The organism is Alkalihalobacillus sp. BA299, assembly GCF_017745675.1.
Lineage (GTDB): Bacteria > Bacillota > Bacilli > Bacillales > Bacillaceae_F > Alkalihalobacterium.
This window is the reverse complement of sequence record NZ_JAFLJM010000010.1, coordinates 71,816-95,964: the sequence shown is the minus strand read 5'-3', so window position 1 is coordinate 95,964 and position 24,149 is coordinate 71,816. Positions and strand designations below refer to the sequence as shown.

Here is a 24,149-nt window from a genome sequence, read left to right as displayed (position 1 = left end):
TATATAGTAGAAATCGAAGAAGAGGCTGACTCTCAGTTTCTGTACTCCTCATAATTTCTTGTGAACTGAGGTGTGTAGAATAGAGTCAGCCGCTTTCTATTGTTCAGGGTGGTAAATATCCTCAAATTGTGGATTAGTAAATACCATCATATTTAAATCTTCATTGTAGTCGATGGTCATACCGTTAAAATACCAAGCGTCATCTTCGTAAATAAAAAACACAACGCCTTCTTTTTTTAAATGATAACAATTACGTGTAGGTTCTTCTGCGCTGACACCAACGGAAAAACCACCTGAACCTACTCCTCCAACGCGAACAAAGAGTCGTAAGGACTGATTTTTTCCTGAAAGAACTTCTTGCTTGTAAAAGCGAGCGGCTTCAGAACTGATCATTACATTCATTGACGTTCCCCCTTTATTCATATTAAGCCATCATACCAAATTTCTTTCTCAAGTAAAAATAGTTAACTTTTGCTAAAAGAATATTTATAATGAAATTGTATTTCATTATTCGAAATATTGGTAATTAAAGAGAGGGTGCATAAGAGATGTCAAAAGAGACGAAAAAAATGGAAAATGATTTTTTAGAGTATGTTAAGAAAATGGAAAACTTTAGCGAAGCTCGTTCCTTAATGGTCTGGGATTTACGAACAGGGGCACCTAAAAAAGGGATAGAGCAACGTTCTGAAGTCATTGGTACGCTTTCTACTGAAATCTTTAATATGTCGACGTCTGATCAGATGAAAGATTACATAGATGCATTAAGTCAGAGCTCAGACATTTCTGAAATTACAAGGAAAACGGTGGAGGAATGTCAAAAAAATTATGATCGAAATAAAAAGATTCCAGAAAGAGAATATAAAGAATATGTCATTCTTGAATCAAAATCTGAAGCTGTTTGGGAGCAAGCAAAGGATAAATCAGATTTTACGATGTTCCAGCCATATTTAGAAAAAATCGTCGAAACGAAAAAACGCTTTTTAGAGTATTGGGGCTATGAAGGTCATAAATACAATACGTTACTCGATGATTATGAGCCAGGAATAACTGTCGAAACTCTTGATGATGTATTTGGAAATCTTCGCAATGAATTAGTACCATTAGTACAAGCGGTGAAAGAATCAAGTCATCAACCGAAAACAGGCTTTTTATTTGAAACGTTCTCAAAGGAGAAGCAACGTCAATTAAGCTTAGAAATATTAAAAAATCTAGGGTATGACTTTGAATCTGGTCGTTTAGATGAAACGGTCCATCCATTTGCAATCAGTTTAAATCCGAATGACGTTCGTGTTACTACGAAGTACGATGAAAAAGATTTTCGTACGGCGATATTTGGTACAATTCATGAATGTGGTCATGCGGTTTACGAGCAAAACATTTCAAAGGATTTAGTTGGGACACCGCTTTGTGATGGAACTTCAATGGGGATTCACGAGTCACAATCATTGTTTTTCGAGAATATGATTGGTCGTCACCCTTCTTTCTGGGAAGTGAATTATCCTTTACTTCAAAAGTATTCTAGTGGCCAATTTGACAATGTGTCATTAGAAGATTTCTATCGTGCAATTAACGTAGCAGGTCCATCACTCATTCGGATTGAGGCCGATGAAATGACGTATGTACTCCATGTGATTGTTCGTTATGAAATTGAAAAAGGGTTATTCAGTGATGACATCGAAGTTAAAGATCTCCCGCAAATTTGGAATGATAAGATGGATGAGTATCTCGGTGTACGGCCTTCGAATGATGCTGAGGGTGTTCTTCAAGATGTTCACTGGTCTGGGGGAGCTTTTGGCTATTTCCCTTCCTATGCGCTTGGATATATTTATTCGGCACAAATGAAAGCGGCGATGGATAGGGAAATGCCTAACTACAGTGAACTTTTAGCTGGCAATAACATTCAACCGATCAAAGAATGGTTAACGAAGAATGTTCATCAATACGGAAAGATGAAAAAGCCAGTAGAAATTTTAAAGGATATTACTGGGGAAGGCATCAATTCGAAATATCTTGTTAATTACTTACGTAAAAAATACGGTGAGATTTATCAATTTTAAAGAAAAGAATATAAGAACTACTTCCCAAAATATTGGGGAGGTGTATTCCTTTTTATCCGATATCGATTACTAATTAGGAGTTGAAATAAATGAATCCAACAATTGGAACGATTTTAAGTCATAAATCCATCCGAAAGTTTGAAGATCGGTCTTTAACAAATGAACAGATTGAAACGATTGTCAAAAGTGCTCAGGCAGCATCAACGTCAAGCTTTATTCAAGCGTATTCCATAATCGGTATAAAAGATCAACAGAAAAAAGAAAAATTAGCAGAACTAGCTGGAAACCAAACGTATGTTGAAAAAAATGGACATTTTTTTGTGTTTTGTGCAGACCTACACCGTCATGAGCTAATTAGTGATATGGAAGAAATGGATTTATCAGAGGGGTTGGAAAGTACAGAGAAGTTTATGGTTGCACTGATTGACACAGCATTAGCCGCTCAAAATGCAACGATAGCTGCAGAAGCCTTAGGACTTGGGGTTTGTTATATAGGAGGGATCCGCAATAATTTAGAGGAAGTTTGCCAATTATTAAATATACCTGAAAAAGTAATTCCACTATTTGGACTTGCGGTAGGTTATCCTGCTCAATCACCAGATGTTAAACCACGGCTACCATTTAATCACATTTATCATGAAGATGGCTATACCGAGAATAAGGAAGTATTAAAGAAACAGCTAGAAGAATATAATGAAATAATTTCCGCATACTATGAAAAGCGAACAAATGGTAAAAGAAAAGATACATGGACAGAACAAATGGCACAAATGCTATCAAATCCTAGACGAAAATATATGAAATCTTTTATCGAGAGTAAAGGTTTTTCAATTCGATAGGATTTAGTTAATTTTAGCTTCTGATTAGGGGCTTTACTACTTGATCGGAAGCTTTATTTTTTGTTATTAATAAAGCATTTGTTCCACACTTTTTAAAATTTCGACAAAAAATTTAAAAAAGATGTTAACAAATTAAAAACTTTCTGTTACAATTTATGTACAGAAGAAAAAAGTATGTATACGTATTCACAAAAAGAATTAAGGGAAATAGAGGGATACAATGATTTCATCGAAAGAAGTTGCCAAATTAGCAGGGGTGTCCCAAGCAACAGTATCACGCGTGTTAAATGGCTCTACGAATGTTCGGAAAGAAACGAAAGAAAAAGTAGAGAAAGCCATTGCTGAACTACATTACCGTCCGAATATGATTGCGAGAAGTCTTGTAATGAAAAAAACGAAGACGATTGCACTAATCTCAGGTGATTTAGAAAACCCATTCTATTCCGAGATTACTACGGCAATTATCAATTTAGCAACTAAAAAAGGATATAATACAATGGTCTATTTTGATAATCAACCGAATCGTGAAGAAATTTATGAACATATTGTAAGTAATAATGTTGCTGGTATCATCCAGTCATCGATTAATTTAGATGAACCAATGTATGATTTCTTTTCTGATAACAGTACACCTTACATTCAAATTAACCGTAAGCATAAAAAAGCAGGGAATTATGTCATTTTAAATAATGTAAAAGCAGGAAAGCTGGCCATGGGGCATCTTCTCCAACTGGGTCATGAACATATTGGAATGATTATGGGTCCAACGAATGTTTCGACATTCCTTGAAAGACAAGAAGGATGTTACGAAGCTCTTCGCGAAAAAGGAATAGAGATGGATAGACAGCTCTTAAAAGTTGTAGATACAACTTCAAAGGAAACTGAAATGGCCATGTACGATCTGATTAGTACACAGCCACAACTTACCGCAGTATTATGTGCAACCGACCAAATTGCTTTAACTGCAATGGATGTTATATTAAAAATGGGAAGAAAGATACCTGAAGATATTAGTCTAATTGGTTTTGATGATATTGCACTTGCGAGTCATCAGGTAATCCAATTAACAAGTGTTGCTCATAATATTCAACAAATGGGTGAAATTGCGGTTAACAGTCTTATTCATATTATTGAAGGGAATATAGAGCAAGGGAACTATCAACAAATAAAACTAGAGCCACATTTAGCGGTGCGAAAAACAACAAGCAAACCAAATTAAAATTTTTTAATTTAATATGAATACGTATACACACTATGAACAATATATAATCGACATTATTCTATGTTTTTTAGTAGTTTATGAATACGTATTCAAAAAAAGGGAAATTTTATATTTCTTTTAGGAGGTGATTCAAACTCATAACTTCTTTCACTTTTAGAGATAATAATTTATGAAAACGCAATCAAGGTAATCTAAAAATATTATTAATGGGGGAAAAGATCATGAAAAAACAACTTTTATTACTCGTTACAGCAGCACTTATATTAGTAGCACTAGCTGGATGTGGAACTGCAGGAGGAGGCGCTGGCGGAAATGATAATGTAGAAATCGTCCTTTCACATACAGCGGCACCAGGAACTCCGATTTATTTAACATATGAAAAATTTAAAGAAGAAGTTGAAGAGCGTTCTGAAGGAGCAGTAACAGTTCGTATTCACCACAGTGCAACATTAGCTGGTGATACTCAAGGAATCGAAATGTTGAAAAACAATACACTAGATATTGCTTCAGCAGCTACAAACAACATGGCACCATTTACAGACTTATTCTTACCATTTGACTTACCATACCTTTTTGAAGATGTATATGCCACACATAAAGTTTTATCTGGTGAGATTGGACAAGAATATAAAGACATGACAAGAGAAGATTTAGACTTAGAGTTACTATTTTACTTAGACCCTGGTACACAGCGTCACGTCATGAACACTGAGCGTCAAGTAAAAGTTCCTGAAGATTTAAATGGTTTACGCTTCCGTTCAGCAGAGAGCCCAATTGAAATGGCTTACGTTGAGTCTTTAGGAGCAACTGCAACACCAATTACATGGGTTGAAGTATATTCTGCGCTAGAGCAAGGTGTTGTTGATGGATTAGTGCAGCAACCTCACTGGGCAGTTACTGCTAACTTACATGAAGTTATTCGTTACGTAACAGAAACAGGTGGAATTCATGCCCTTCATATTGCATTTATGAACAAGGAAACATTTGATGGTTTAACTGAAGAACAACAACAAATCGTATTAGATGCAGCAAGTGCAGCACAAGAATATAACTTTGAGCAAGCACCAGAGTTTGCAGATGAATTAAAACAAGAAATGATTGACGAAGGTGTTGAATTCTACACACCTACAGAAGAAGAGCAGCAATTATGGGTTGAAACTTCTGTTAAGATCTGGGATCAATTTGCAGAAGAAGTAGATCAAGATTTAATTGAGCGTATTCAAGCAGCTCAACAATAAAGCAAGTAGAGGCTTAAAGCATTAAAACGACCGTTTTAAGCCTCTTTCTTTTTAAAAGGAGTTGAATGTCTTGCTAGAGCAACTAGATAAAAACTTAGAGAAAATAAGTAATACTCTTAATTATTATTCTAAGATTGCCCTTGGTATTATTGTTGGTTCGATGTTTTCAGCAGTTATTCTTCAAGTAGTATTAAGATATCTTTTTAATACTGGCTTGAATTGGCCAGAAGAAGTTACGACGTTCTTAATGGGATGGATGACGTTTTTAGGCTCAGCAATTGCTGTAAAACAGTTAGAGCATATTAATATCGATATATTTGTGGAAAAACTTTCGATTAGAGGGCAGGAAATACTTCGTTTTATTACAAAACTAATTCTGCTTGGATTTATCATTTTACTTACGTATATAGGATTAAATTTTGCAATAAATAGCATGGGTTTCACATCGAATGCACTTGATATCCCGCTTTTTTGGCCAAGATTAAGTATTGCTTTTGCTGGATTAGTTATGATCACCCATATGCTACACTTCATCGTTCGAGACATTAAGGAGGTGATCGTAAAATGATTTTTTGGCTTATTGTTCCATTTTTACTTGCATTAATTGTTGGAATACCGATTTCCTTCAGTTTAGGGGTAGCCATTGTCATTTTTATGATTGCTACTGCTCAGTTACCGTTTGATGTCTTTGTTCAAACACTTTATAACCCGACGATATCATTTCCAATGATGGCGATTCCATTTTTTATTTTAGCGGGTGAGTTGATGAGTCGTTCTGGTATAACAGACCGGTTGATCAATTTTGCTAAGTTTTTCATGGGACGCTTCCGTGGTGGGTTAGCACATGTTGCGGTTGTTTCAGGAGCTGGCTTTGCAGGACTATCAGGTTCAGCTGTTGCTGAAACAGCAGCTCTAGGTAAAACACTCGGACCTTCGATGGAAAAAGAAGGCTATAAAAAGAGCTTTACAGCTGCATTAATTGCAAGTGCAGGGGTTATGGCACCAGTAATACCTCCGAGTGTTATTATGATCCTATACGGAGCGCAGATGAACGTTTCCATTGGTGCGATGTTTATGGCAGGTATCGTTCCGGGGATTGTTATTGCGGCATTATTAATGATTGTATCTTATGTTGTTGCAGTAAAAAATAACTATCCGACATCAAAGATGCCATTTACTTGGAAAGGTTTATTTGATGTAACATTAGCTGCTTCATTAGCATTTGTGATGCCGATCATTATCATCATCGGTATTCGCGGTGGAATCTTCACCCCGACAGAAGGTGGTGCAGTTGCCGCAGCCTATGCATTTTTAGTCGGTGCATTGGTATATCGTAGTTTAACTTGGAATGACATTTTTGACAGTTTAATTCGTACAGGAACAATCTCTGCCGTTATTCTTTTAGTTGTTGCGATGTCCGCCCCTTTCGGCTGGGTTATGGCTTACTTTGGAATTCCACAAGCATTTGCCGATTCGATCTTGTCGATTACTGAAAATCCAGTCATAGTTTTATTATTAATTCTCTTATTATTGATGTTTATCGGTATGTTCTTAGAAGGTGCTGCGATCGTAATGCTACTTGGACCAGTTCTTGCTCCAGTTGCAGCTGCGATTGGTATGGATCCAGTCCACTTTGCGATTGTCATGGTAGTAGCGATTGCAATTGGTATGGCGACACCGCCAGTTGGGGTTAACTTATTCGTTACCGTCCCAATACTCGGTACTTCGATGGAAAAAGCGAGTAAAGCGGTTTTGCCGTTTATCATTACATTATTTATTGCGTTACTGATTATCGCCTTTGTGCCAGAGATCGTTTTATGGCTTCCGAACATGTTTAGATGATGACTGTTATATTGTTTGAACGTATACAGCTTTAATTGAAAAACAAAGTTCACATCAAGGGGGATTCTTCCCCTTTTGATAGAAGCTTTACTTTTTTAGGAGGAGATTCAATATGGTAAGTACACCGTTACATTTTGGTTCATTAATTAATGGTGAAGAATTGAAGGGTTCAGGAAGAAAAAGCTTAGAAGTGAAAAGTCCTTTTGATGGAAATGTTGTCGGCTCGATCGACTTAGCTACAGATAAAGATATCGAGCTAGCGTTAGCGACAGCCCACAGCGTTTTTCGTAATACGATGAAAAAGCTTCCTGCTCATCAGCGTGCTGATATTTTAAGAAAAACAGGAGATCTTCTTATTGAAAGAACAGAAGAGTTCGCTCAAGTTCTTGCACTAGAAGCAGGTAAACCAATCCGTGACGCACGCGGTGAAGTAGGGCGTGCCGTTCAAGTTCTAAAATTTGCTGCTGACGAAGCGAAGAAAATCGAAGGTGAACTTGTTCAAATGGATGGTGCCGTTGGTGGAGAAAACCGTATCGGTATGGTTCGTCGCAATCCAATTGGCGTTGTTGTAGCAATTACACCATTCAACTTCCCGTTAAACTTGGCGTTACACAAACTAGGGCCGGCTTTTGCTGCGGGGAATACTGTTGTATTAAAACCTGCAGAAAAAACACCTTTTACATCATTTATGTTAGCACAATTATTTGAAGAAGCTGGACTTCCGAAAGGTGCATTAAACTTAGTAATGGGAATTGGATCTGAAATGGGTGAAAAGCTAGTAACGGATGATCGTGTAAGTAAAATTACGTTTACTGGTAGCCCGACAGTTGGAAAAATCATTAAACAGCAAGCTGGGCTTAAAAAAGTAACGTTAGAGTTAGGTTCTAACTCTCCTAATATTATTTTTAATGATGGTGATATTCAAACAGCTGCTACAAGTTTAGTTAAAGGTGCGTTTGCTTTTGCAGGTCAAGTTTGTATTTCAGCACAACGTATTTACGTTCAAAAGGATGTATATCAACTATTTGTAGACACATTTGTACCACAAGTCAAAGCGTTGAAAATTGGAAATCCTACAGACGAAACAACAGATATCGGTCCAATGATTACAGAAGAAGCGGCTAAACGTGCTGAAGAGTGGGTAGATGAAGCACAAGTTCAAGGTGCTACGCTTTTAACAGGTGGAAAGCGGACAGGTAATTTGTTTGAGCCAACAGTTCTAGTTAACGTTGAGCCACAAATGAAAGTTGTTTGCCAGGAAGTTTTTGCGCCAATCGTTTCTATCATTCCTTTTGAAACGGAAGAAGAAGTGATCGGCTATGCGAATGACTCTGACTTCGGTCTTCAAGCAGGTGTATTTACTAAAGATATTAATCGTGCGATGCGTTTAGCAGATGAGCTCGAAACAGGCGGCGTCTGGATTAACGAAATGTCTACGTACCGTCAAGACAACTATCCATACGGCGGCGTGAAGCTAAGTGGCGTTGGTAAAGAGGGCGTAAAATATGCTGTTGAAGATATGACCGAAATTAAGTTTGTTGGTATTAAATTAGGCTAGATAAGCAGATAATCTAATTGTAAGTAGAGAAATAAAAATAGGCTAGGATAGGAGATGTAGGAGAGATGAACGTTTCAATTTTTCAAACAGCAGGTCAATTGATCACAGGAAGTGGTTCAGTAGCAAAAGTTGGCGAAGAAGTTGCTAAACTAGGCGGAAAAAAAGTACTTATTATTACCGATAAGATCATTAGAGAAACAGGACTTGTAAATAAAGTGGTCGCCCCACTTCAAGGACAAGCTCTTGAAGTAGATATTATTGATGATGTTATTCCTGAACCTCCTTTTGAAATTTTAGAAGAAATGGCTGCGAAAATTAGTAATAAAGGCTACGATGTTTTTGTTGGTGTCGGTGGGGGAAGTGCACTTGATGTCACAAAGCTATTAGCGGTAATGATGACAAATACAGATAACGTTCGTGATATGGTTGGAATCGACAATATTAAAAATCCAGGCTTACCATTTATCTTAATTCCAACGACTTCAGGAACAGGGTCTGAAGTAACATATAATGCGATTTTCACAGATAATCGCGATAAAGTGAAAAAAGGGATCGTTAGTACTTACTTATTACCAAACATCGCTATTGTTGATGCAGAGTTAACGTTAACTGTACCACCGGCTGTAACTGCAGCAACTGGTATGGACGCTCTTGTCCATGCAGTTGAGTCGTATACGGCTATTCGTTCAAATGAACTAACAGACGGTATCGCACTTCAAGCGATCAAATTAATATCACGTTCATTGCGCACTGCTGTTCATAATGGTAAAGACTTAAAAGCACGTGAAGATATGGCGATGGGAAGCTTACTTGCTGGAATTTCTTTAGGAAATGCTGGAGTTGGTGCCGTTCATGCTTTAGCTTATCCATTAGGTGGAAAGTTTAAAGTACCACACGGTGTAGCAAACTCATTATTATTACCTTACGTGATGAAATACAATGTAGTGGCAAACTTAGAGAAATTTGCAGAAGTAGCGAAAGCAATGGGGGAAAACGTAGAAGGATTATCTACAAGAGATGCTGCCGAACAAGCTGTTCACGCGATGGCAACTTTATCTAAAGATGTTGGTATTCCTGCATCAATTAAAGATGTCGGCGTATCAGTCGAAGATATTCCAGCACTAGCTGAAGAAGCAAGTAAAATTGACCGTCTATTGAACAATAATCCTCGTACCTTAAATGTAAAAGATATCGAAAAAATTTACATGGAAGCATATGGCGATACAAAAGTCGCCTTAGAGGTTTAATACTCAAGGAAAACCGCAATGAGCCCGTAAAAAGGATTCAATTGCGGTTTTTTCTTATTTGTAGGAAATTATAAAAGCCATATAAGGGTGAGACTATGAAATGACATCTTTAATTCAAAAAGAGCTTTGAAAAATCGTCAAGCTCTTTTTGTTCATGTATGATTTGAGTTTGATTGCAATTGTAATCATGCTTTGAAGAGGGATTTTTATATCACCATTTGATGGTGTATAATACGCAATCTAGTCATATACATTAGAGGAGTGTCTTCACCTTTTTAAACTTAACTCCACAATTGCATAATGTACTATGTTTTAACTGTTTGACTTCGGATTGACATTTTGGACAAACTGTTTTTTTATGCATAATAGACCCCACCTTTTCTTAGATATCATGTATTGATTACTCGTGTAATTGCTAGGTGAAAATGGTAAGATTAGCATTGCAAATATGATAATCTTTTTAAATGGCTCTTCACGCATAGCGTGAAGGTTTTGAAAATAAAATAGCCGTTCTTTTAAATAATACTGATTATATATATAATATCAGCTTTTAAAAAATAATCAATACTTATTTATAGTAATTATAAATAGAAGGAGAGGTAGATGTTGGAATATTATAAGCACGGTTTTTCTTCAATTTATTGGGGTTATTAATAATCTTTTTATGATCTTATTGTTGTTAGGTGTTATCGCATTTATTAGAATATTAATGACAGCCTATTGGATCAAAAAATTATCCTGAGAACAATGAATTTATGATTTGAATAACGGAAGCTTCAATAGATTTAATGAATGTAACCGTCGCTTTGGTCATCTTCATTATTTGTATCGCCAACCCCTTCTTGGGCAACTTTTAAACGGAATCTTTCATATACATACAAACCAAACATTTCAAAACGTTCTTCGTCAGATAATTCTTTGATTAATTTTTCAATATCACCAATATTAAATTCCTGGAGGATACCGCTTATAATAATGAAGGCATCTTCCTCATCTCCTGTTAAATGATTTTTATACATGGCAAATAGATCGTCAATGAATTTCATAAAAGGGACCTCCATGGTTCAAAAGTTCATAGCATCTTTTTAGTTTTACATCCGTTCCGGAAAATATACGTAGGATCAATGTAGTAGGGCATAATATAAGGTAAGTTGTATAATTTCTTAAATGATAAAAACATTAGCTATTGGTATTTGTAGAGTTTGATGTGACAGTGATGTTCGATATAGCAGCAACCATAGCGGCTTGCTGAGCTTGAATTAGAGCTTCGAATGTCGTGAAAATACCAGTTTCTAATACCATTGATTCCTCCATTTTATCTGTCATTAAAAAATTGACAACCATCATGAAATTCATATCTTTATACCATTTAAAGACCTTTTCTTTATTTAGGTCTTTTTCTAGCTGCAAGACTATCTCGATTTCATTTACTCCATCATCAAAAAACGTAAGTAAGCCAATTTCTGGGTAATGTATTGGTTTTAATCTTTTACGTCTCCGTTTTAATGTTTCGAAAATGGTTACAGATCGTGTGATAAGAATGTTAGGATCAATACCGTGCTGAAGAGATAAAATGTGACTAAGAAACTGAAGTTCATTTCCTTTACTAAAACCATTTTTCGAAAGACGATCATAATACAGCTTTGTGAGCTCAAGTAGCTTTTCAAAGTTTGCGTCCACTCTTGCTAATAAGACAGCTAACGGGTAGTCGGTCGTTGAAGTAAGAAAATAATGCTGAGCCTTCATGACTTTGTAGATGGATAATGCTCGTTCAATACTCACTTTATGATCGCTTTTATCAGGATCATTTGTTAATAAAACCATTGCTGCAAGATATGTAAATGCTCCTCGACTAAAGCCCCTCTGAATAAGCTCATCATATAAGTTAATGAATTCATGAAACTTTTCTTCAGCGTTATCGAAGTGAACATCAAGCAAAGCTGCAATTGTAAAGCGTTGATAGGATTTTAAAGTAGATAGCATGTTTACTTGATTTTTGATATAGTCGCTCAGTTTGATGAAGTGTGAAATGTTCAATCGTTTATTATGAACAACATAAATGGAGGAAACCATCATAAGATTTCGATCAGACACTCTCCATTTTAGTTCTTTCTTTAATTGTTTATAACCATCTATATATTGTTCCATTTTTGGTTGGAAAGGATCGAGTAACATCGTATCACTTCTTTCATTAGACTAAACTTATGTACGATAATTAGAGTACTGAGGTTACACCCTTTTTAGTTTATCCTAATTTGCTTTGAAACATAGGCAGATTTTTGGGGGCAATAAAAAGTATGCTGAAAATCAGAATCATTACTGTTTTCGTTACTGTGAGTGTTTAGAAAAGTGTTGTTCATGAGGAATTTTTTGGATAGTATTTTTATTAAAAAAGGCTCTTTTCTAAAAGATTGTTGCTTTTAGCTATTGGACCGTTAACCAAGCGAAAGCTTGGTTCTTCACGCTTTGGCGTGAAGCCTTTGAAAATAAAATAAAGTTTACGAAAACAGCTATTAAAAAAGAAGAAGCTAACCTTCTTGATATGATCAGCCTCTTGTCACGATAAGTTTTTTAAACGGAACAATATTCGTAAATTGCTGAAAATCTCGTAACTCATTTTCAATTTTGATTAATTTCAAGATGTCCGAGTAGGTTTCTACACTTTGGATCACTTCAAAAAACTGTTCTGTGAAAGAATGATTGTCAAGAGATGCCCGCAGATGAGCATTCAGTATTAACCAATCAAAGCTTTGCGTCTGATATTCCTTTGAACGATTCCATAAAATATACTGATACCCGATCGGAGTGAGTGTATAGTCATCTTGAGACTTGAAAAATTCATTACACCAATTAACAGCAAGAGCTTTTTCTTCAATCATACACAACAGTCCTTATCTACTAATTGTCTCCTACTATTATAGTAAATCGATGAATGAGAAACTACTTGATAAGTTTGGAAGAATAGGGAACACTAAAACAAAACTTGATGGAGAGTGAATGTAAAAATGTCTTATGTAAATGGTCATATCATTTCAGGAGACGCTGTTACTATTTAAACCAGTTGTTGACAATAAAAAGCGTGGCATTCCTCCTTTGTAATCCAACCATTAGAAAGTATTAAACAGTCCTTTTTACTTATTTCTTTTTGAAATTTCTTCAGTAACGATATATGCAAGATCATCATTTCCAAAAAGTGATAAAACTCCGAGTACTGTTTGATCGGAAATTGGACCTGCCTCCTCTTTTGAAACTGTTAAACTTAATGCGTGTTGTAAAGCGGAATTACTTTTTTGTTTAGGGTAGGCGCGTGTATATAGTTCCTCTGGGTTTAGGTCGTGATTAACACACCATTGGGCAAAGATGAGAATCATCATTTGTTCGTCTTGTTGAAAGTTTTGGATAATTTGTTCTTCTAATTGCTTCTTACTCATTGAAAAATCTCCTTTTTAACAGTATGGTTAATATATTATAACAAAACAACTTCTCGATGTATTTTACAAACAACATAAACAAATAAAAAAGGTGAAAACTAAACAGAGAAAGATTAAATTAGAAATGAAATATATAGTGTTCTCTTTAAAATAGGAAGGGGTGCTTATCATGAGCAAGTTATCCGCTCTTTACCCTCAAGCGATAGAACATACGAAAATAAAAATTTACGAGGATCTTGATCGTTATTTGGAAACAAAAGAGATCATGCCTACGTATGAACAATATATCATTGACCGTCGGCATTATATTGAACAAATTTGGATCAATGTTTGGCTAACTAAAGTTACGAATGATGTACCAAAGCGGGAGAAAAAAGCTTATTTAAGTGACAGTGATTATGAAGTCGAAGGAGTCGACAGAAAGCTGATCAACCGTTTATTTCGTAATGAAATGCGAACATACCAACCGTTTGATACTCTTTCATGGGTTGAAGAAACGTTTTCTCAAAATGAGACAGAGTGGGAAGAGCGTTATCAAAGAGTTCGAAATGAATTCCTTAAAAGAAAGGAGGAGGAGCTACAGGCTGAGAAAAGAAGCAACATCCGTGAAAGTATTGAAGCTTTTGCGCAACATTTGATTGAAGAAGAGTATGACAATTTTTACCTTTATGTTAGATATCATGTTGCCAAACAATTAGCAAACGACTTTGAAAATAATCAAAAGTACCCAGCTATTCCACCATATAAAATTGAAGAAAAATTAGTCGAAGAAGGACCGTTTGACCCAGTCAATTATTCGACGTTAGCTTCCTTTTTTGACGAGTTGACAGGAGCGGTTCACCGAAAATTTCATTGGGAGTATGAAACATACTTTTATGCGTATGAGAAACTAATAAATGATTATATTCCAAATCTTGTTGCGAGAACGCTTATAAAGCAGTTGTCTCCATCACTCATTGACCAGTATACGATTGAGTTTAATAAAGAATTGTCACAACGAGCGTTAAGAAAAATGCTTACCATTTATGTGAATACACTAGAAAGTGACTATTTTAAAAGAATCCAAGAAGAATATATCTCTGACCTGCTCGAACTCGCAAGCGTACCTTTTGACTTAGACCGTCATGAAAAAATTTATGAGGAAGATCTTGAAGATCGTGAACGAAAGAAAGCTGAAGAGTTAGCTGAAATTGAACGAAAAAAAGCATTCGAAGAACGAATGCTCGAAGATATCTTTGGAAGAGAGTATCGACCATCAATTGGTCGAAATATTCAATATGTATTACATATCGGTGAGACAAATACTGGAAAAACACACCAAGCCCTTGAGCGGATGAAGGAAGCAAATAGTGGCTTATATTTAGCACCTCTTCGATTATTAGCACTTGAAGTGTTCGATAAATTAAACCATGAAGGCATACCATGCGGACTTAAAACTGGTGAAGAAGAAAAAGATGTGGAAGGTGCCAACCATATTTCTTGCACGGTTGAAATGTTCCATGAAAAAGAGTATTACGATATTGTCGTTATTGATGAAGCGCAAATGATTGCTGATAATGATCGTGGCTTTTCATGGTTCAAGGCTATTACGAAAGCGAATGCAAAAGAAGTCCATATCATCGCTAGCCATAATGCAGAAACAATGATTGTTGAGTTATTGGGCGATTCTAATATTGAAATTTATAAATATTATCGAGATATTCCACTTGAAGTTGAAGGAAAAGAGTTCAGTATGAAACATACGAGAAAAGGGGATGCTCTTGTTTGTTTTTCGAGAAGGCGTGTATTAGAAACCGCTTCAAGACTTCAAAATAATGGTCATTCAGTAAGTATGATTTACGGGAGTATGCCGCCTGAAACAAGAAAGAAACAAATGCAGCGGTTTATTGATGGGGAGACTACTGTGATTGTTGCTACTGATGCGATTGGAATGGGCTTAAACCTTCCTATTCGTCGGATTGTCTTTTTAGAAAATGAAAAATTTGATGGAACGAGAAGGCGTCGGTTGACGTCTCAAGAAGTGAAGCAAATTGCTGGACGTGCAGGCCGTAAAGGAATTTATGATGTAGGAAAGGTTGCTTTTACGAAAGACATCAAAAGGATGAAACGTTTATTATACCAAGATGATGAACTTGTATCGACATTTGCGATCGCTCCTACAAATTCTGTTTTTGAACGTTTTCAAAAGTATCATCGCGACCTTGGAACATTTTTTGAACTATGGAATAAGTTTGAAAGTCCTAAAGGAACGAAAAAGGCAACATTATCTGAGGAAAGAGAATTATATACGATGGTTCGAGGCACCCAAATTGAAGCACGTTTATCGATGATGGATCTATATGGTTTTTTACATTTGCCTTTTTCAACAAATGAACCGTTACTGACGAAACAGTGGCGTCGTGCAATGGCTGCGATTATTAAAGGAAATGAATTACCTGAACCGATTATTAAAAAAGGTAGTCTTGAAGAAGTTGAGTTGTCTTATAAAGCGGTAGGCTTACATCTGTTATTTTTGTATCGGTTAGATCGTCGTACCGAAGCACTTTACTGGGAGAGAGTTCGTGAAGAAATTAGTGATGATGTGCATGAACGTTTAAAGACGGACGTTCGTAATATGAGTAAAAAATGCCGCACATGTGGCACGAAGCTTGAATTGGATTTTACGTTTGCAATTTGTAATGATTGCTATGCTTCTAAATACAAAAGAAATGACCACTATTACGAGTGTTAAAATAGTAAATATTTGGAAGGTAAACGTCGATGGGGAAAAAGAAAAAAACAAATAGAAAGTCAATGAGAGGACGGTTAATATTTGTATTTGCCGTTCTCCTTCTTGTGATGGTGTTACATTATCAAAAGGAACTAAAAAGAGGTTTGATCGAGTTTTCGTTTAGGGACAACTCAATCCCGAGTTGTTATATCCCGATTTATCAAGAAGCTGCTGAAACATACTCTATTCCATGGAAATTATTAGCAGCCATTCATCGGGTTGAAACGAGATTTTCAACGATAGATCCCATGGTAAGTTCGGTCGGTGCTGTCGGCCACTTTCAGTTTATGCCGAGAACATGGGTAGGTTGGGGATATCCAGGAACAGAACTAGGAGATATTATAGATAATGTTGATATTACTGATGTCGCTCTTATATCTGAGTATGGTGGATATGGATTGGATGCCTCTGGCAATGGGAAAGCCGATCCATTTAATGTCGTCGATGCAACCAACTCAGCAGCAAAATATTTAGCCGATCATGGTGCGGCCAATGCAGATATTGCAAAAGCAGTATTTGCCTATAATCATAGTCAAAAATACGTAGATAAAGTGATCCATTATTATGATCTTTACAACGAAGGGTATAAAGCGGAAAAGCCGTCTGGGTATTGTTATAAGTAGAAATAGTGAGATTTGGTGAAACTTCTCTAATGTTTTGGTATTCTAATCGAGGATCCTATAATATACTGGTTATATAAAGTTCTAATCATTAGTAGAAATAAAGCAATTGCTAATATGTAAAGGTAGACTTCCTTTAATTTCAGGTTTAGAGACTTTATGGAGGAATACATATGAAGTATTTAATTGTTTTTAGTTCTTTACATGGAACAACTGAAAAAGCAGCACATCATATTTGTGAATATTTCAAAAATGATGTTGAGCTAGTTGATTTGTATAATGAAGCCCCACTAAGAGAATTAGAAATCTACGATGTAATTATCATCGGAGTCTCTATTCATCTAAGTTCGATTCAAAGGCAAGTGAAACAATTTTTAAAAACCAACCTTGATATATTACTTACAAAAAAAGTAGGGTTATTTCTTTGCTGTATGAACGAAGGAGAATTGGCAAAAGAACAGTTTAATAAGGCATTTCCTTCTGAATTAAGAGAACATTCGATAGCAAATGGTTTATTTGGTGGGGAACTATTGTTTTCACAAATGAACTTTTTAGAACAGCAAATTATCCAAAAAGTAAAGGGAATTAGTAGTGATATCACGAACCTTAATGAAAATTCGATAAAAGCCTTTGCGACAAAATTTCTATGAAATTAGAAAATATAATGATAGTATTATTTAAGAAAGATAAAAAGATATACATTTTTTAAAAAAGGTGTACCACTTTTGGTATACCTTTTTTGTCATAATAGAAGTAGTGAATGAATTGAAGTTTCATATTAGAAAAGGATGGTGCTCTTAAATGAAATTTATCCATACCGCTGACTGGCATCTCGGAAAATTAGTACAAGGTGTTTATATGACAGAAGATCAAAAACATGTACTAGAGCAATTTATTAAGGAAGTAAAAACAGAACAACCAGATGCAGTCATTATTGCCGGAGATTTATATGACCGTTCAATTCCACCGACTGAGGCTGTTGATCTACTAGATGAAGTGTTAGAAACGATTGTTCTTAAACTAAAAATTCCAGTACTTGCAATTGGTGGAAATCATGATGGCCCAGAACGCCTCGACTTTGGTAGAAAAATTATGAAAACGAATGGATTTCATATTGTAGGCCAATTTACGGATGCCTTTGAACCTGTCGTTCTTCACGATGAATATGGTGAGGTTCATTTTCACTTAGTCCCTTATGCAGAGCCGAGTAAAGTTCGCTATGAAATGCAAATCGATGATGTACGATCACACGATCAAGCGATGCGAGCTATTGTTAATAAAATCAGTGAAACGATGGATGAAAATGCTCGGCACGTTTTGGTTGGACATGCTTTTGTTACACCGTACGGGGAAGAAAAACCGAATACAAGCGATTCGGAACGGCCATTAGCGATCGGAGGAGCTGAACACGTAAATGCGAGCCATTTTGATTGTTTTCATTACACGGCGCTTGGTCATTTACACCAAGCTCATCATGTCGGGAATGAAAAAATTCGTTATTCTGGATCGCCATTAAAATACTCCATATCTGAAGAGCATCATAAAAAAGGGTTTTATGTGGTTGATTTGGGTGATGATGGTGAAATTACTGTTGAAAAGCGGTTGCTTGAACCGAGGAGAAACATTCGTACAGTCGAGGGAAAAATGGACGATATTGAAAAGCACGAACGAAATGAAGACTATGTATTTGTTAAGCTATTAGATGAAAGTCCTATTTTGTCACCAATGGAGCGGATTCGCTCCGTTTATCCAAATGCGTTGCATGTGGAAAGAGTGATCTCTTTATTAATTACAAATGAGCATCATCCAGAAGCTATTTCGCGATCGAAAATGGACAAACTGTCTCTTTTTAAAGCGTTTTATAAAGAAGTAAAAGGTACTGACATTACTGAAGAAACCGAACAATTATTCTCGGAAGTTTTACAAGAAACGATCAGTTTGGATGGTGAACGAAAATGAGACCGATAAAAATTACATTATCCGCTTTTGGGCCTTATAAACAAAAGGAAGTCATTGATTTTACAGAGCTAGACGATCACCGACTGTTCGTAATCTCAGGAAATACTGGATCTGGCAAAACGAGTATCTTTGATGCAATTTGCTTTGCTCTATATGGAGAAGCAAGTGGAGAAGACCGTAGTGATCCAAGAATGTTGCGTAGTCACTTTGCCGCTGATGAGGATCATACATCCGTCGATTTTGAATTCGAGCTCCGCAGTAGAACGTACCGAGTGTTCCGCCAGCTTGCTCATGTGAAAGGTACAAATAAAACGGCGACCGGTGATAAATATGAACTGTATGAAATAACAGAAGGGGAAGAAGTATTATTAGTTGACCGCTTAACTGTAAGCCAAGTCAACGAGAAGCTTCAGCAAATTATCGGCCTAACGAAAGAGCAGTTCAGTCAAATCGTTATGCTTCCACAAGGAGAATTTCGAAAGTTACTAACCTCTGAAACAGAAGACAAAGAAGAAATCCTACGAAAGATTTTTAAAACTGGGCTGTTTAAGCACGTAACGGAGCGTTTAAATGAAAAAAGAATTTCATCACAACAAGTATATGAAGAGCAAAGACAAGAGCGTGATCTTCATATTAAAAACATTAACAAAAGTCTTCCGAACCGCCAAGAGTCGATGCTAACGAAAGTATTTGAACAAGAAAATTATAATGCTCATCAAGCACTTGAAGCTTTAGCTGATGAGATGACATATTACCAACAAGAAACAGGAAAACAGAAACAACATTTTAATGCACTAAAAAAACACTTTCAAGAAAAAACAACTTATTATCATGACGCAAAAACACTGAATGAACGGTTTGATCACCTGGAAATGAAACAAAAGCAAAATGAGCTACTTCATAAGAAGCTTCCTGAAATCGAAGGAAAAGAAATTCAGCTCAAACTAGCTGAAAAAGCAAGCCAGTTAGACGTTTATGAAGAGCAATATAAAGAACTTGTTCAAGAGCTCAATGGAGGAAAAAATGAACTTGAACATGCTAAACATGAACTTGGCTTAGCAGAAACACAAATGAATGTTGTCATGAATGCTTATAAAGTAGAAGAAGAAAAACATGAGCAGCGTGAACAAGCTGCCATTCATGTCAATAAACTTAGTGAATTTATCCCAAAAGTTGCTCATCTTGATGAAAAGCGGAAATTGTTAATTGGTTTGAAGGCTGAAGTGGAAAGGTTAAAACAACAAACTAATAAACTGACTGTACAAATGACAGAACAAAAACGAAAAAAAGCAGAACTGGTCTTAGAAATCAAACGACTTGAAACGAATAGTCAAGAGTACACGACGAAGGTGGAGCAACTTCAGGCTACAAAGACACAAATAAAAACTGGATATGAATATTTACAGTTGATAGAGACACAAACAAAGCTTTCTACTGAATTGCTTCATCAAGAAACAAAGTTTGTAACAGTGAAAAATGACTATGATAAGTTAGAAGTTCGTTGGATTGAAGGACAAGCTAGCTTATTAGCCGAGCACCTTCATGACGACGAGCCATGTCCGGTGTGTGGTAGTCGAGAACATCCAGGTCGACCTAGTCGTAAAGAAGAAATTCCAACAAAAGAATTACTCGAGCAAAAAAGGCAAGAAAAAGAAACAGCAGAAGCTAACTACAGGAAACTACAGGCGGATTTAAGTTCTATCAATTCTCAACTAGATACGAAACAACAAGAAATTACTGAGTTTAACCTACCAATCGATGGACTGAGTGATAAAGTTTACAAATTAACAGAAAGAGAAAATCGTCTTCAAGATGAAATCGGTCAGCTGAAATTAGAGCAAAAAGTAATGGAGCAACAAAAAAGTGAATATGACAAATTAGAAAAATGGATTGAACAAACAGAGCAACAAAAAATTCAAGCTGAAAACCAATATAACGAAATCGTTTTATCGTTTGAAAAAGAAACGACCTCTTACGACCAGCTTGTAACAGATATTCCGTCGCATTTACAATCTTTAGATCAGCTTCAAAACGAACTCAAACAACAACAAGAAGAAAAACAAAGGTTAGAGCGACAGTGGAAGGTTGTACAAGAACAGCTTAATAAGGCAAATGAACGATATTTTACTGCAAAAACAAATATTGAAAATATAAAAAAACAATTAGAGCTGATTAGCGATAAAAAAGAAAAAGCCTATCAGAAGTTTCACCATGAGCTCGTTTCCTCAGGTTTTACAACAGAAGAAGAGTATCATCAAGCAAAACGTTCAAAAATAGAACGTGAGACGATGAAAAAAGAGATTGTGACATTCAGGGCAGATGTAGCCTCTATTCAACAGCAAATTATAGACCTTAAAAACGAGCTCGAAGGAAAAGAAAGATATGATCTTGTTGCTTTAGATAATGAACTTCAACAGTTAGGAGAAGCGCTTGAAACCGTGAGATTATCCTTTATCCAAATGGAAAACTATACGAATCTTATTGATAAAGCAATAAAGGATATTGAGGCGGCGAATGAAAAAGTGAAAGAATCCGAACAACTTTACTATATCCATAAAGATCTATATGATATTGTTCGTGGTGATAATGCGAAAAAGATTTCGTTTGAAAGGTATTTACTTATAGAATTTTTAGAGCAAATTGTCCAAGTAGCAAATCAACGGCTTAATCGCCTCTCAAATGGCCAGTTTTACCTCGTTCGTAGCGATCGCCTTGAAAAAAGAGGGAAGCAGAGTGGACTAAGCTTAGATGTGTATGATAATTATACCGGTCAAAAACGTGATGTAAAAACGTTATCGGGTGGAGAAAAGTTCAATGCGTCGCTTAGTTTAGCACTTGGTATGGCGGATATTATTCAGTCTCATCAAGGAGGAATATCGATTGAGACAATGTTCATTGATGAAGGTTTTGGATCATTGGATGAAGAGTCACTAAGTAAAGCAATCGATACGCTTATTGAACTCCAACAATCAGGGCGATTGATCGGCGTCATTTCCCACGTTCAAGAGCTCAAGCAATCAATACCTGCTATTTTGGACGTGAGAAAAACGAAAGAAGGCCATAGCCAAACCTCGTTCGTCATTAAATAACCTACTACATTTCAACAAATGGCTTTCTATGTTAGAGTTGATGAGTAATATTAAGAGTAAAAAATCGAAGAAATGATGCATTTTTCAAAATAAAAGATAATTGAGATGTTAGCCCTGTAGGTAATGGCATGGACCTATAGGGCTATTTTTTTCAGTCAATTCCTTGATAAATTAGAACAAAACTTTGAATTATCTAATATTCTGAAAATAAACTATCGACAACATACTGACCGGTAGGTATAATTGGATTATGTGGATTAATTAATATTAAAATTAGACTGGGGGAAATTTTAATGCATTTACGTTTGACGGAAGAACAACGAATGGTTCAAAAAACGATTCGTAAATTTGTGGAAAATGAATTAAAACCTTTGGAGAATGAAGTATTAAGAAATGAAAGAGAAGGTAGACCGAGTCTTTCAAACGAACAAATGAAAGCGCTTCAGTTAAAGGCGAAGGAATTTGGCTTTTGGGGTATTAACACTCCGGCTGAATATGGTGGTGCTGATCTAGGGCAAATGATGATGGCTATTGTCATGATGGAAGTTTCAAAGACGTTTGTACCTTTTAGTTTCGGTGGATCAGCTGATAACATTCTTTACTATGCTAACGAAGAACAAAAGGAGAAGTACTTAATACCAACGATTAATGGTGAGAAGAAATCATGCTTTGCGATGACAGAACCAGATGCAGGCTCAGATACAAGAAATATAAAAATGACTGCTGTCAAAGACGGAAATGACTGGGTGTTAAATGGTGAAAAAACATTTATTACCGGTGGAAATGAAGCAGATTTTGTTATGGTTATTGCTATTACAGATAAAGAAAAACATAAAGCAACCGGTAGAGAAGGTGTAACTTGTTTTATCGTCGACCGTGAGATGGGGTGGAAATCGGAATATATTGATACGATGGGAGAATGGGGACCGGCAGCTCTTGTGTTTGACAATGTTCGTGTTCCAGAAGAAAACATTTTAGGTGAAGTACACGGAGGCTATAAATTAGGTCTAGAGTGGATCGGTTTTGCACGTTGGGTAGTTGGAGCACGAGCTGTTGGAGCAGCAGAACGATTGTTGCAAATGGCGATCGACTACTCAAAAGAACGAGAAACATTTGGAAAGCCTATCGCTGAAAGGCAGGCTATTCAGTGGCAAATTGCTGATTCAGCAGTTGAAATTGAAGCAGCAAGATGGCTTGTCCTTAATGCAGCATTTACACTTGATCAAGGAGAGGACAACCGTCATTTAGCGTCAATGGCAAAACTATACGGTGCTATCATGGGCAATAATGTTGTTGATCGTGTCCTCCAAATTCATGGTGGAATGGGCTATACAAGAGAATTACCGATTGAACGGTGGTACCGAGAAGCAAGACTTTGGAGAATTTACGATGGAACAGATGAAATCCAGCGCTTAATTATTTCTCGTAATCTATTAAAAGGACATGTCAAGGTAGGACAGAATATATAATATAAGGAAAAGTGCTTTTCAAGGAGGTTGAATGATGAGTAAACGTTTTGCAGGAAGAGTAGCATTTATTACAGGAGGAAGTCGTGGAATAGGAAAAGGGGTTGCTCTTCAGCTCGCTGAAGAAGGCGCAAAAACTGCCATCGTAGATGTCAACGAAGAAGCGTTAAGCGAAACGACAAGTGAGTTTAAAGAAAAAGGGTTTGATGTTATTTCAAAAGTTGTTAATGTTGTTGATGCTAGGCAAGTTGAAGATGCAGTTGATGAAGTAGTTCAAGCATTTGGCTCCATTGATATTCTCGTTAATAACGCTGGGGTAATCCGTGATAATTTATTATTTAAAATGACAGATTCAGATTGGCAAACGGTCATGGATGTTCATTTAAAAGGATCGTTTAATGCTGCTCGAGCAGTACAAAAATACATGGTTGAAAAAAATTATGGGAGAATTATTAACATTTCATCTACTTCAGCACTAGGTAACCGTGGCCAAGCTAATTACGCAGCAGCAAAAGCAGGATTACAAGGCTTCACGAAAACGCTTGCGATTGAACTAGGAAAATACGGGATTACGTCTAATGCTGTTGCGCCAGGGTTTATTGAAACAGAGATGACGAAAGAAACAGCGGGAAGAATTGGCATTTCTTTTGAAGATTTCATCAACCATGCTGTTAAGGAAATTCCTGTTGGAAGAAGCGGAAAACCTAGTGATATTGCGAATGCGGTTGCTTTTTTCGCGGATGAGCGGTCTTTATTTGTAAACGGGCAAGTGATTTATGTAGCTGGTGGACCAAAAGATTAATGAGGTGAG

The 24,149-nt window shown here is 36.3% G+C and carries 20 protein-coding genes; 15 read left to right on the top strand and 5 right to left on the bottom strand.

All coding sequences use genetic code 11. The annotated features are described in order from the left end of the window. Positions 1-96 precede the first annotated feature (96 nt). Positions 97-402 (bottom strand): iron-sulfur cluster biosynthesis family protein, encoded by a 306-nt coding sequence (locus tag J0N78_RS14330; RefSeq protein WP_209123795.1) that lies wholly within the window; start codon positions 400-402, stop codon positions 97-99. A gap of 146 nt (positions 403-548) precedes the next feature. Between J0N78_RS14330 and J0N78_RS14325 the strand changes: the two genes are divergently transcribed. The 8 genes from J0N78_RS14325 to J0N78_RS14290 all read left to right on the top strand — a co-directional run bounded on the left by J0N78_RS14325 (position 549) and on the right by J0N78_RS14290 (position 10,003). Then, complete coding sequence (locus J0N78_RS14325) at positions 549-2,057, top strand: carboxypeptidase M32 (RefSeq protein WP_209123794.1); 1,509 nt, start codon at positions 549-551, stop codon at positions 2,055-2,057. Positions 2,058-2,146: 89 nt separating this feature from the next. Then, positions 2,147-2,896, top strand: a complete 750-nt coding sequence (gene nfsA, locus J0N78_RS14320) for an oxygen-insensitive NADPH nitroreductase (RefSeq protein ID WP_209123793.1) — start codon at positions 2,147-2,149, stop codon at positions 2,894-2,896. A 220-nt stretch (positions 2,897-3,116) separates the two neighbouring features. Continuing rightward, on the top strand, positions 3,117-4,115 hold the full coding sequence (locus J0N78_RS14315) for a LacI family DNA-binding transcriptional regulator (protein WP_209123792.1): 999 nt from the start codon (positions 3,117-3,119) through the stop codon (positions 4,113-4,115). 224 nt (positions 4,116-4,339) lie between these two features. Beyond that, positions 4,340-5,356 (top strand): TRAP transporter substrate-binding protein, encoded by a 1,017-nt coding sequence (locus J0N78_RS14310; RefSeq protein ID WP_247747320.1) that lies wholly within the window; start codon positions 4,340-4,342, stop codon positions 5,354-5,356. Positions 5,357-5,426: 70 nt separating this feature from the next. Then, on the top strand, positions 5,427-5,924 hold the full coding sequence (locus tag J0N78_RS14305; RefSeq protein ID WP_209123791.1) for a TRAP transporter small permease: 498 nt from the start codon (positions 5,427-5,429) through the stop codon (positions 5,922-5,924). Continuing rightward, entirely contained in the window at positions 5,921-7,198 is a 1,278-nt protein-coding gene (locus tag J0N78_RS14300) for a TRAP transporter large permease (protein WP_209123790.1), read from the top strand. Before J0N78_RS14305 ends, J0N78_RS14300 begins: the two co-directional genes overlap by 4 nt. A gap of 112 nt (positions 7,199-7,310) precedes the next feature. After that, positions 7,311-8,756: an aldehyde dehydrogenase family protein gene (locus J0N78_RS14295; protein WP_209123789.1), complete on the top strand. Its 1,446-nt coding sequence runs from the start codon at positions 7,311-7,313 to the stop codon at positions 8,754-8,756. A gap of 65 nt (positions 8,757-8,821) precedes the next feature. Then, positions 8,822-10,003 carry an iron-containing alcohol dehydrogenase gene (locus tag J0N78_RS14290; RefSeq protein WP_209123788.1) on the top strand — a complete coding sequence of 394 codons (1,182 nt, stop codon included), beginning with the start codon at positions 8,822-8,824 and terminating at the stop codon, positions 10,001-10,003. A gap of 785 nt (positions 10,004-10,788) precedes the next feature. Here J0N78_RS14290 and J0N78_RS14285 read toward each other — a convergent pair. The 4 genes from J0N78_RS14285 to J0N78_RS14270 all read right to left on the bottom strand — a co-directional run bounded on the left by J0N78_RS14285 (position 10,789) and on the right by J0N78_RS14270 (position 13,434). Continuing rightward, on the bottom strand, positions 10,789-11,049 hold the full coding sequence (locus J0N78_RS14285; protein ID WP_209123787.1) for a DUF6154 family protein: 261 nt from the start codon (positions 11,047-11,049) through the stop codon (positions 10,789-10,791). 133 nt (positions 11,050-11,182) lie between these two features. After that, positions 11,183-12,178 (bottom strand): DUF4003 family protein, encoded by a 996-nt coding sequence (locus J0N78_RS14280; RefSeq protein ID WP_209123786.1) that lies wholly within the window; start codon positions 12,176-12,178, stop codon positions 11,183-11,185. 371 nt (positions 12,179-12,549) lie between these two features. Then, complete coding sequence (locus J0N78_RS14275; RefSeq protein WP_209123785.1) at positions 12,550-12,882, bottom strand: hypothetical protein; 333 nt, start codon at positions 12,880-12,882, stop codon at positions 12,550-12,552. A 252-nt stretch (positions 12,883-13,134) separates the two neighbouring features. Beyond that, positions 13,135-13,434: a hypothetical protein gene (locus J0N78_RS14270; RefSeq protein ID WP_209123784.1), complete on the bottom strand. Its 300-nt coding sequence runs from the start codon at positions 13,432-13,434 to the stop codon at positions 13,135-13,137. Between the two features lie 169 nt (positions 13,435-13,603). Here J0N78_RS14270 and J0N78_RS14265 point away from each other — a divergent pair, with 169 nt between their 5' ends. The 7 genes from J0N78_RS14265 (at position 13,604) to fabG (ending at position 24,140) form a co-directional block, all read left to right on the top strand. Then, positions 13,604-16,165 carry a DEAD/DEAH box helicase gene (locus J0N78_RS14265; RefSeq protein WP_209123783.1) on the top strand — a complete coding sequence of 854 codons (2,562 nt, stop codon included), beginning with the start codon at positions 13,604-13,606 and terminating at the stop codon, positions 16,163-16,165. Between the two features lie 29 nt (positions 16,166-16,194). Next, positions 16,195-16,827 (top strand): lytic transglycosylase domain-containing protein, encoded by a 633-nt coding sequence (locus J0N78_RS14260; protein ID WP_247747319.1) that lies wholly within the window; start codon positions 16,195-16,197, stop codon positions 16,825-16,827. 170 nt (positions 16,828-16,997) lie between these two features. Beyond that, positions 16,998-17,474: a flavodoxin domain-containing protein gene (locus J0N78_RS14255; RefSeq protein ID WP_209123782.1), complete on the top strand. Its 477-nt coding sequence runs from the start codon at positions 16,998-17,000 to the stop codon at positions 17,472-17,474. A 151-nt stretch (positions 17,475-17,625) separates the two neighbouring features. Then, positions 17,626-18,783 carry an exonuclease SbcCD subunit D gene (locus J0N78_RS14250; RefSeq protein WP_209123781.1) on the top strand — a complete coding sequence of 386 codons (1,158 nt, stop codon included), beginning with the start codon at positions 17,626-17,628 and terminating at the stop codon, positions 18,781-18,783. Beyond that, positions 18,780-21,872, top strand: coding sequence for an AAA family ATPase (locus J0N78_RS14245; protein WP_209123780.1), 3,093 nt, complete (start codon positions 18,780-18,782; stop codon positions 21,870-21,872). Before J0N78_RS14250 ends, J0N78_RS14245 begins: the two co-directional genes overlap by 4 nt. Before the next feature lie 293 nt (positions 21,873-22,165). Further along, positions 22,166-23,341 carry an acyl-CoA dehydrogenase family protein gene (locus J0N78_RS14240; RefSeq protein ID WP_209123779.1) on the top strand — a complete coding sequence of 392 codons (1,176 nt, stop codon included), beginning with the start codon at positions 22,166-22,168 and terminating at the stop codon, positions 23,339-23,341. A gap of 34 nt (positions 23,342-23,375) precedes the next feature. Continuing rightward, positions 23,376-24,140, top strand: a complete 765-nt coding sequence (gene fabG / locus J0N78_RS14235; RefSeq protein WP_209123778.1) for a 3-oxoacyl-ACP reductase FabG — start codon at positions 23,376-23,378, stop codon at positions 24,138-24,140. The last annotated feature ends 9 nt before the right edge of the window (positions 24,141-24,149 follow it).

Bases quoted from the DNA above. Each gene is read 5' to 3' on its own strand.
- J0N78_RS14330 (WP_209123795.1), bottom strand. From the start codon at position 402: ATGAATGTAATGATCAGTTCTGAAGCCGCTCGCTTTTACAAGCAAGAA.
- J0N78_RS14325 (WP_209123794.1), top strand. From the start codon at position 549: ATGTCAAAAGAGACGAAAAAAATGGAAAATGATTTTTTAGAGTATGTT.
- nfsA (WP_209123793.1), top strand. From the start codon at position 2,147: ATGAATCCAACAATTGGAACGATTTTAAGTCATAAATCCATCCGAAAG.
- J0N78_RS14315 (WP_209123792.1), top strand. From the start codon at position 3,117: ATGATTTCATCGAAAGAAGTTGCCAAATTAGCAGGGGTGTCCCAAGCA.
- J0N78_RS14310 (WP_247747320.1), top strand. From the start codon at position 4,340: ATGAAAAAACAACTTTTATTACTCGTTACAGCAGCACTTATATTAGTA.
- J0N78_RS14300 (WP_209123790.1), top strand. From the start codon at position 5,921: ATGATTTTTTGGCTTATTGTTCCATTTTTACTTGCATTAATTGTTGGA.
- J0N78_RS14295 (WP_209123789.1), top strand. From the start codon at position 7,311: ATGGTAAGTACACCGTTACATTTTGGTTCATTAATTAATGGTGAAGAA.
- J0N78_RS14290 (WP_209123788.1), top strand. From the start codon at position 8,822: ATGAACGTTTCAATTTTTCAAACAGCAGGTCAATTGATCACAGGAAGT.
- J0N78_RS14285 (WP_209123787.1), bottom strand. From the start codon at position 11,049: ATGAAATTCATTGACGATCTATTTGCCATGTATAAAAATCATTTAACA.
- J0N78_RS14280 (WP_209123786.1), bottom strand. From the start codon at position 12,178: ATGTTACTCGATCCTTTCCAACCAAAAATGGAACAATATATAGATGGT.
- J0N78_RS14275 (WP_209123785.1), bottom strand. From the start codon at position 12,882: ATGATTGAAGAAAAAGCTCTTGCTGTTAATTGGTGTAATGAATTTTTC.
- J0N78_RS14270 (WP_209123784.1), bottom strand. From the start codon at position 13,434: ATGAGTAAGAAGCAATTAGAAGAACAAATTATCCAAAACTTTCAACAA.
- J0N78_RS14265 (WP_209123783.1), top strand. From the start codon at position 13,604: ATGAGCAAGTTATCCGCTCTTTACCCTCAAGCGATAGAACATACGAAA.
- J0N78_RS14260 (WP_247747319.1), top strand. From the start codon at position 16,195: ATGGGGAAAAAGAAAAAAACAAATAGAAAGTCAATGAGAGGACGGTTA.
- J0N78_RS14255 (WP_209123782.1), top strand. From the start codon at position 16,998: ATGAAGTATTTAATTGTTTTTAGTTCTTTACATGGAACAACTGAAAAA.
- J0N78_RS14250 (WP_209123781.1), top strand. From the start codon at position 17,626: ATGAAATTTATCCATACCGCTGACTGGCATCTCGGAAAATTAGTACAA.
- J0N78_RS14245 (WP_209123780.1), top strand. From the start codon at position 18,780: ATGAGACCGATAAAAATTACATTATCCGCTTTTGGGCCTTATAAACAA.
- J0N78_RS14240 (WP_209123779.1), top strand. From the start codon at position 22,166: ATGCATTTACGTTTGACGGAAGAACAACGAATGGTTCAAAAAACGATT.
- fabG (WP_209123778.1), top strand. From the start codon at position 23,376: ATGAGTAAACGTTTTGCAGGAAGAGTAGCATTTATTACAGGAGGAAGT.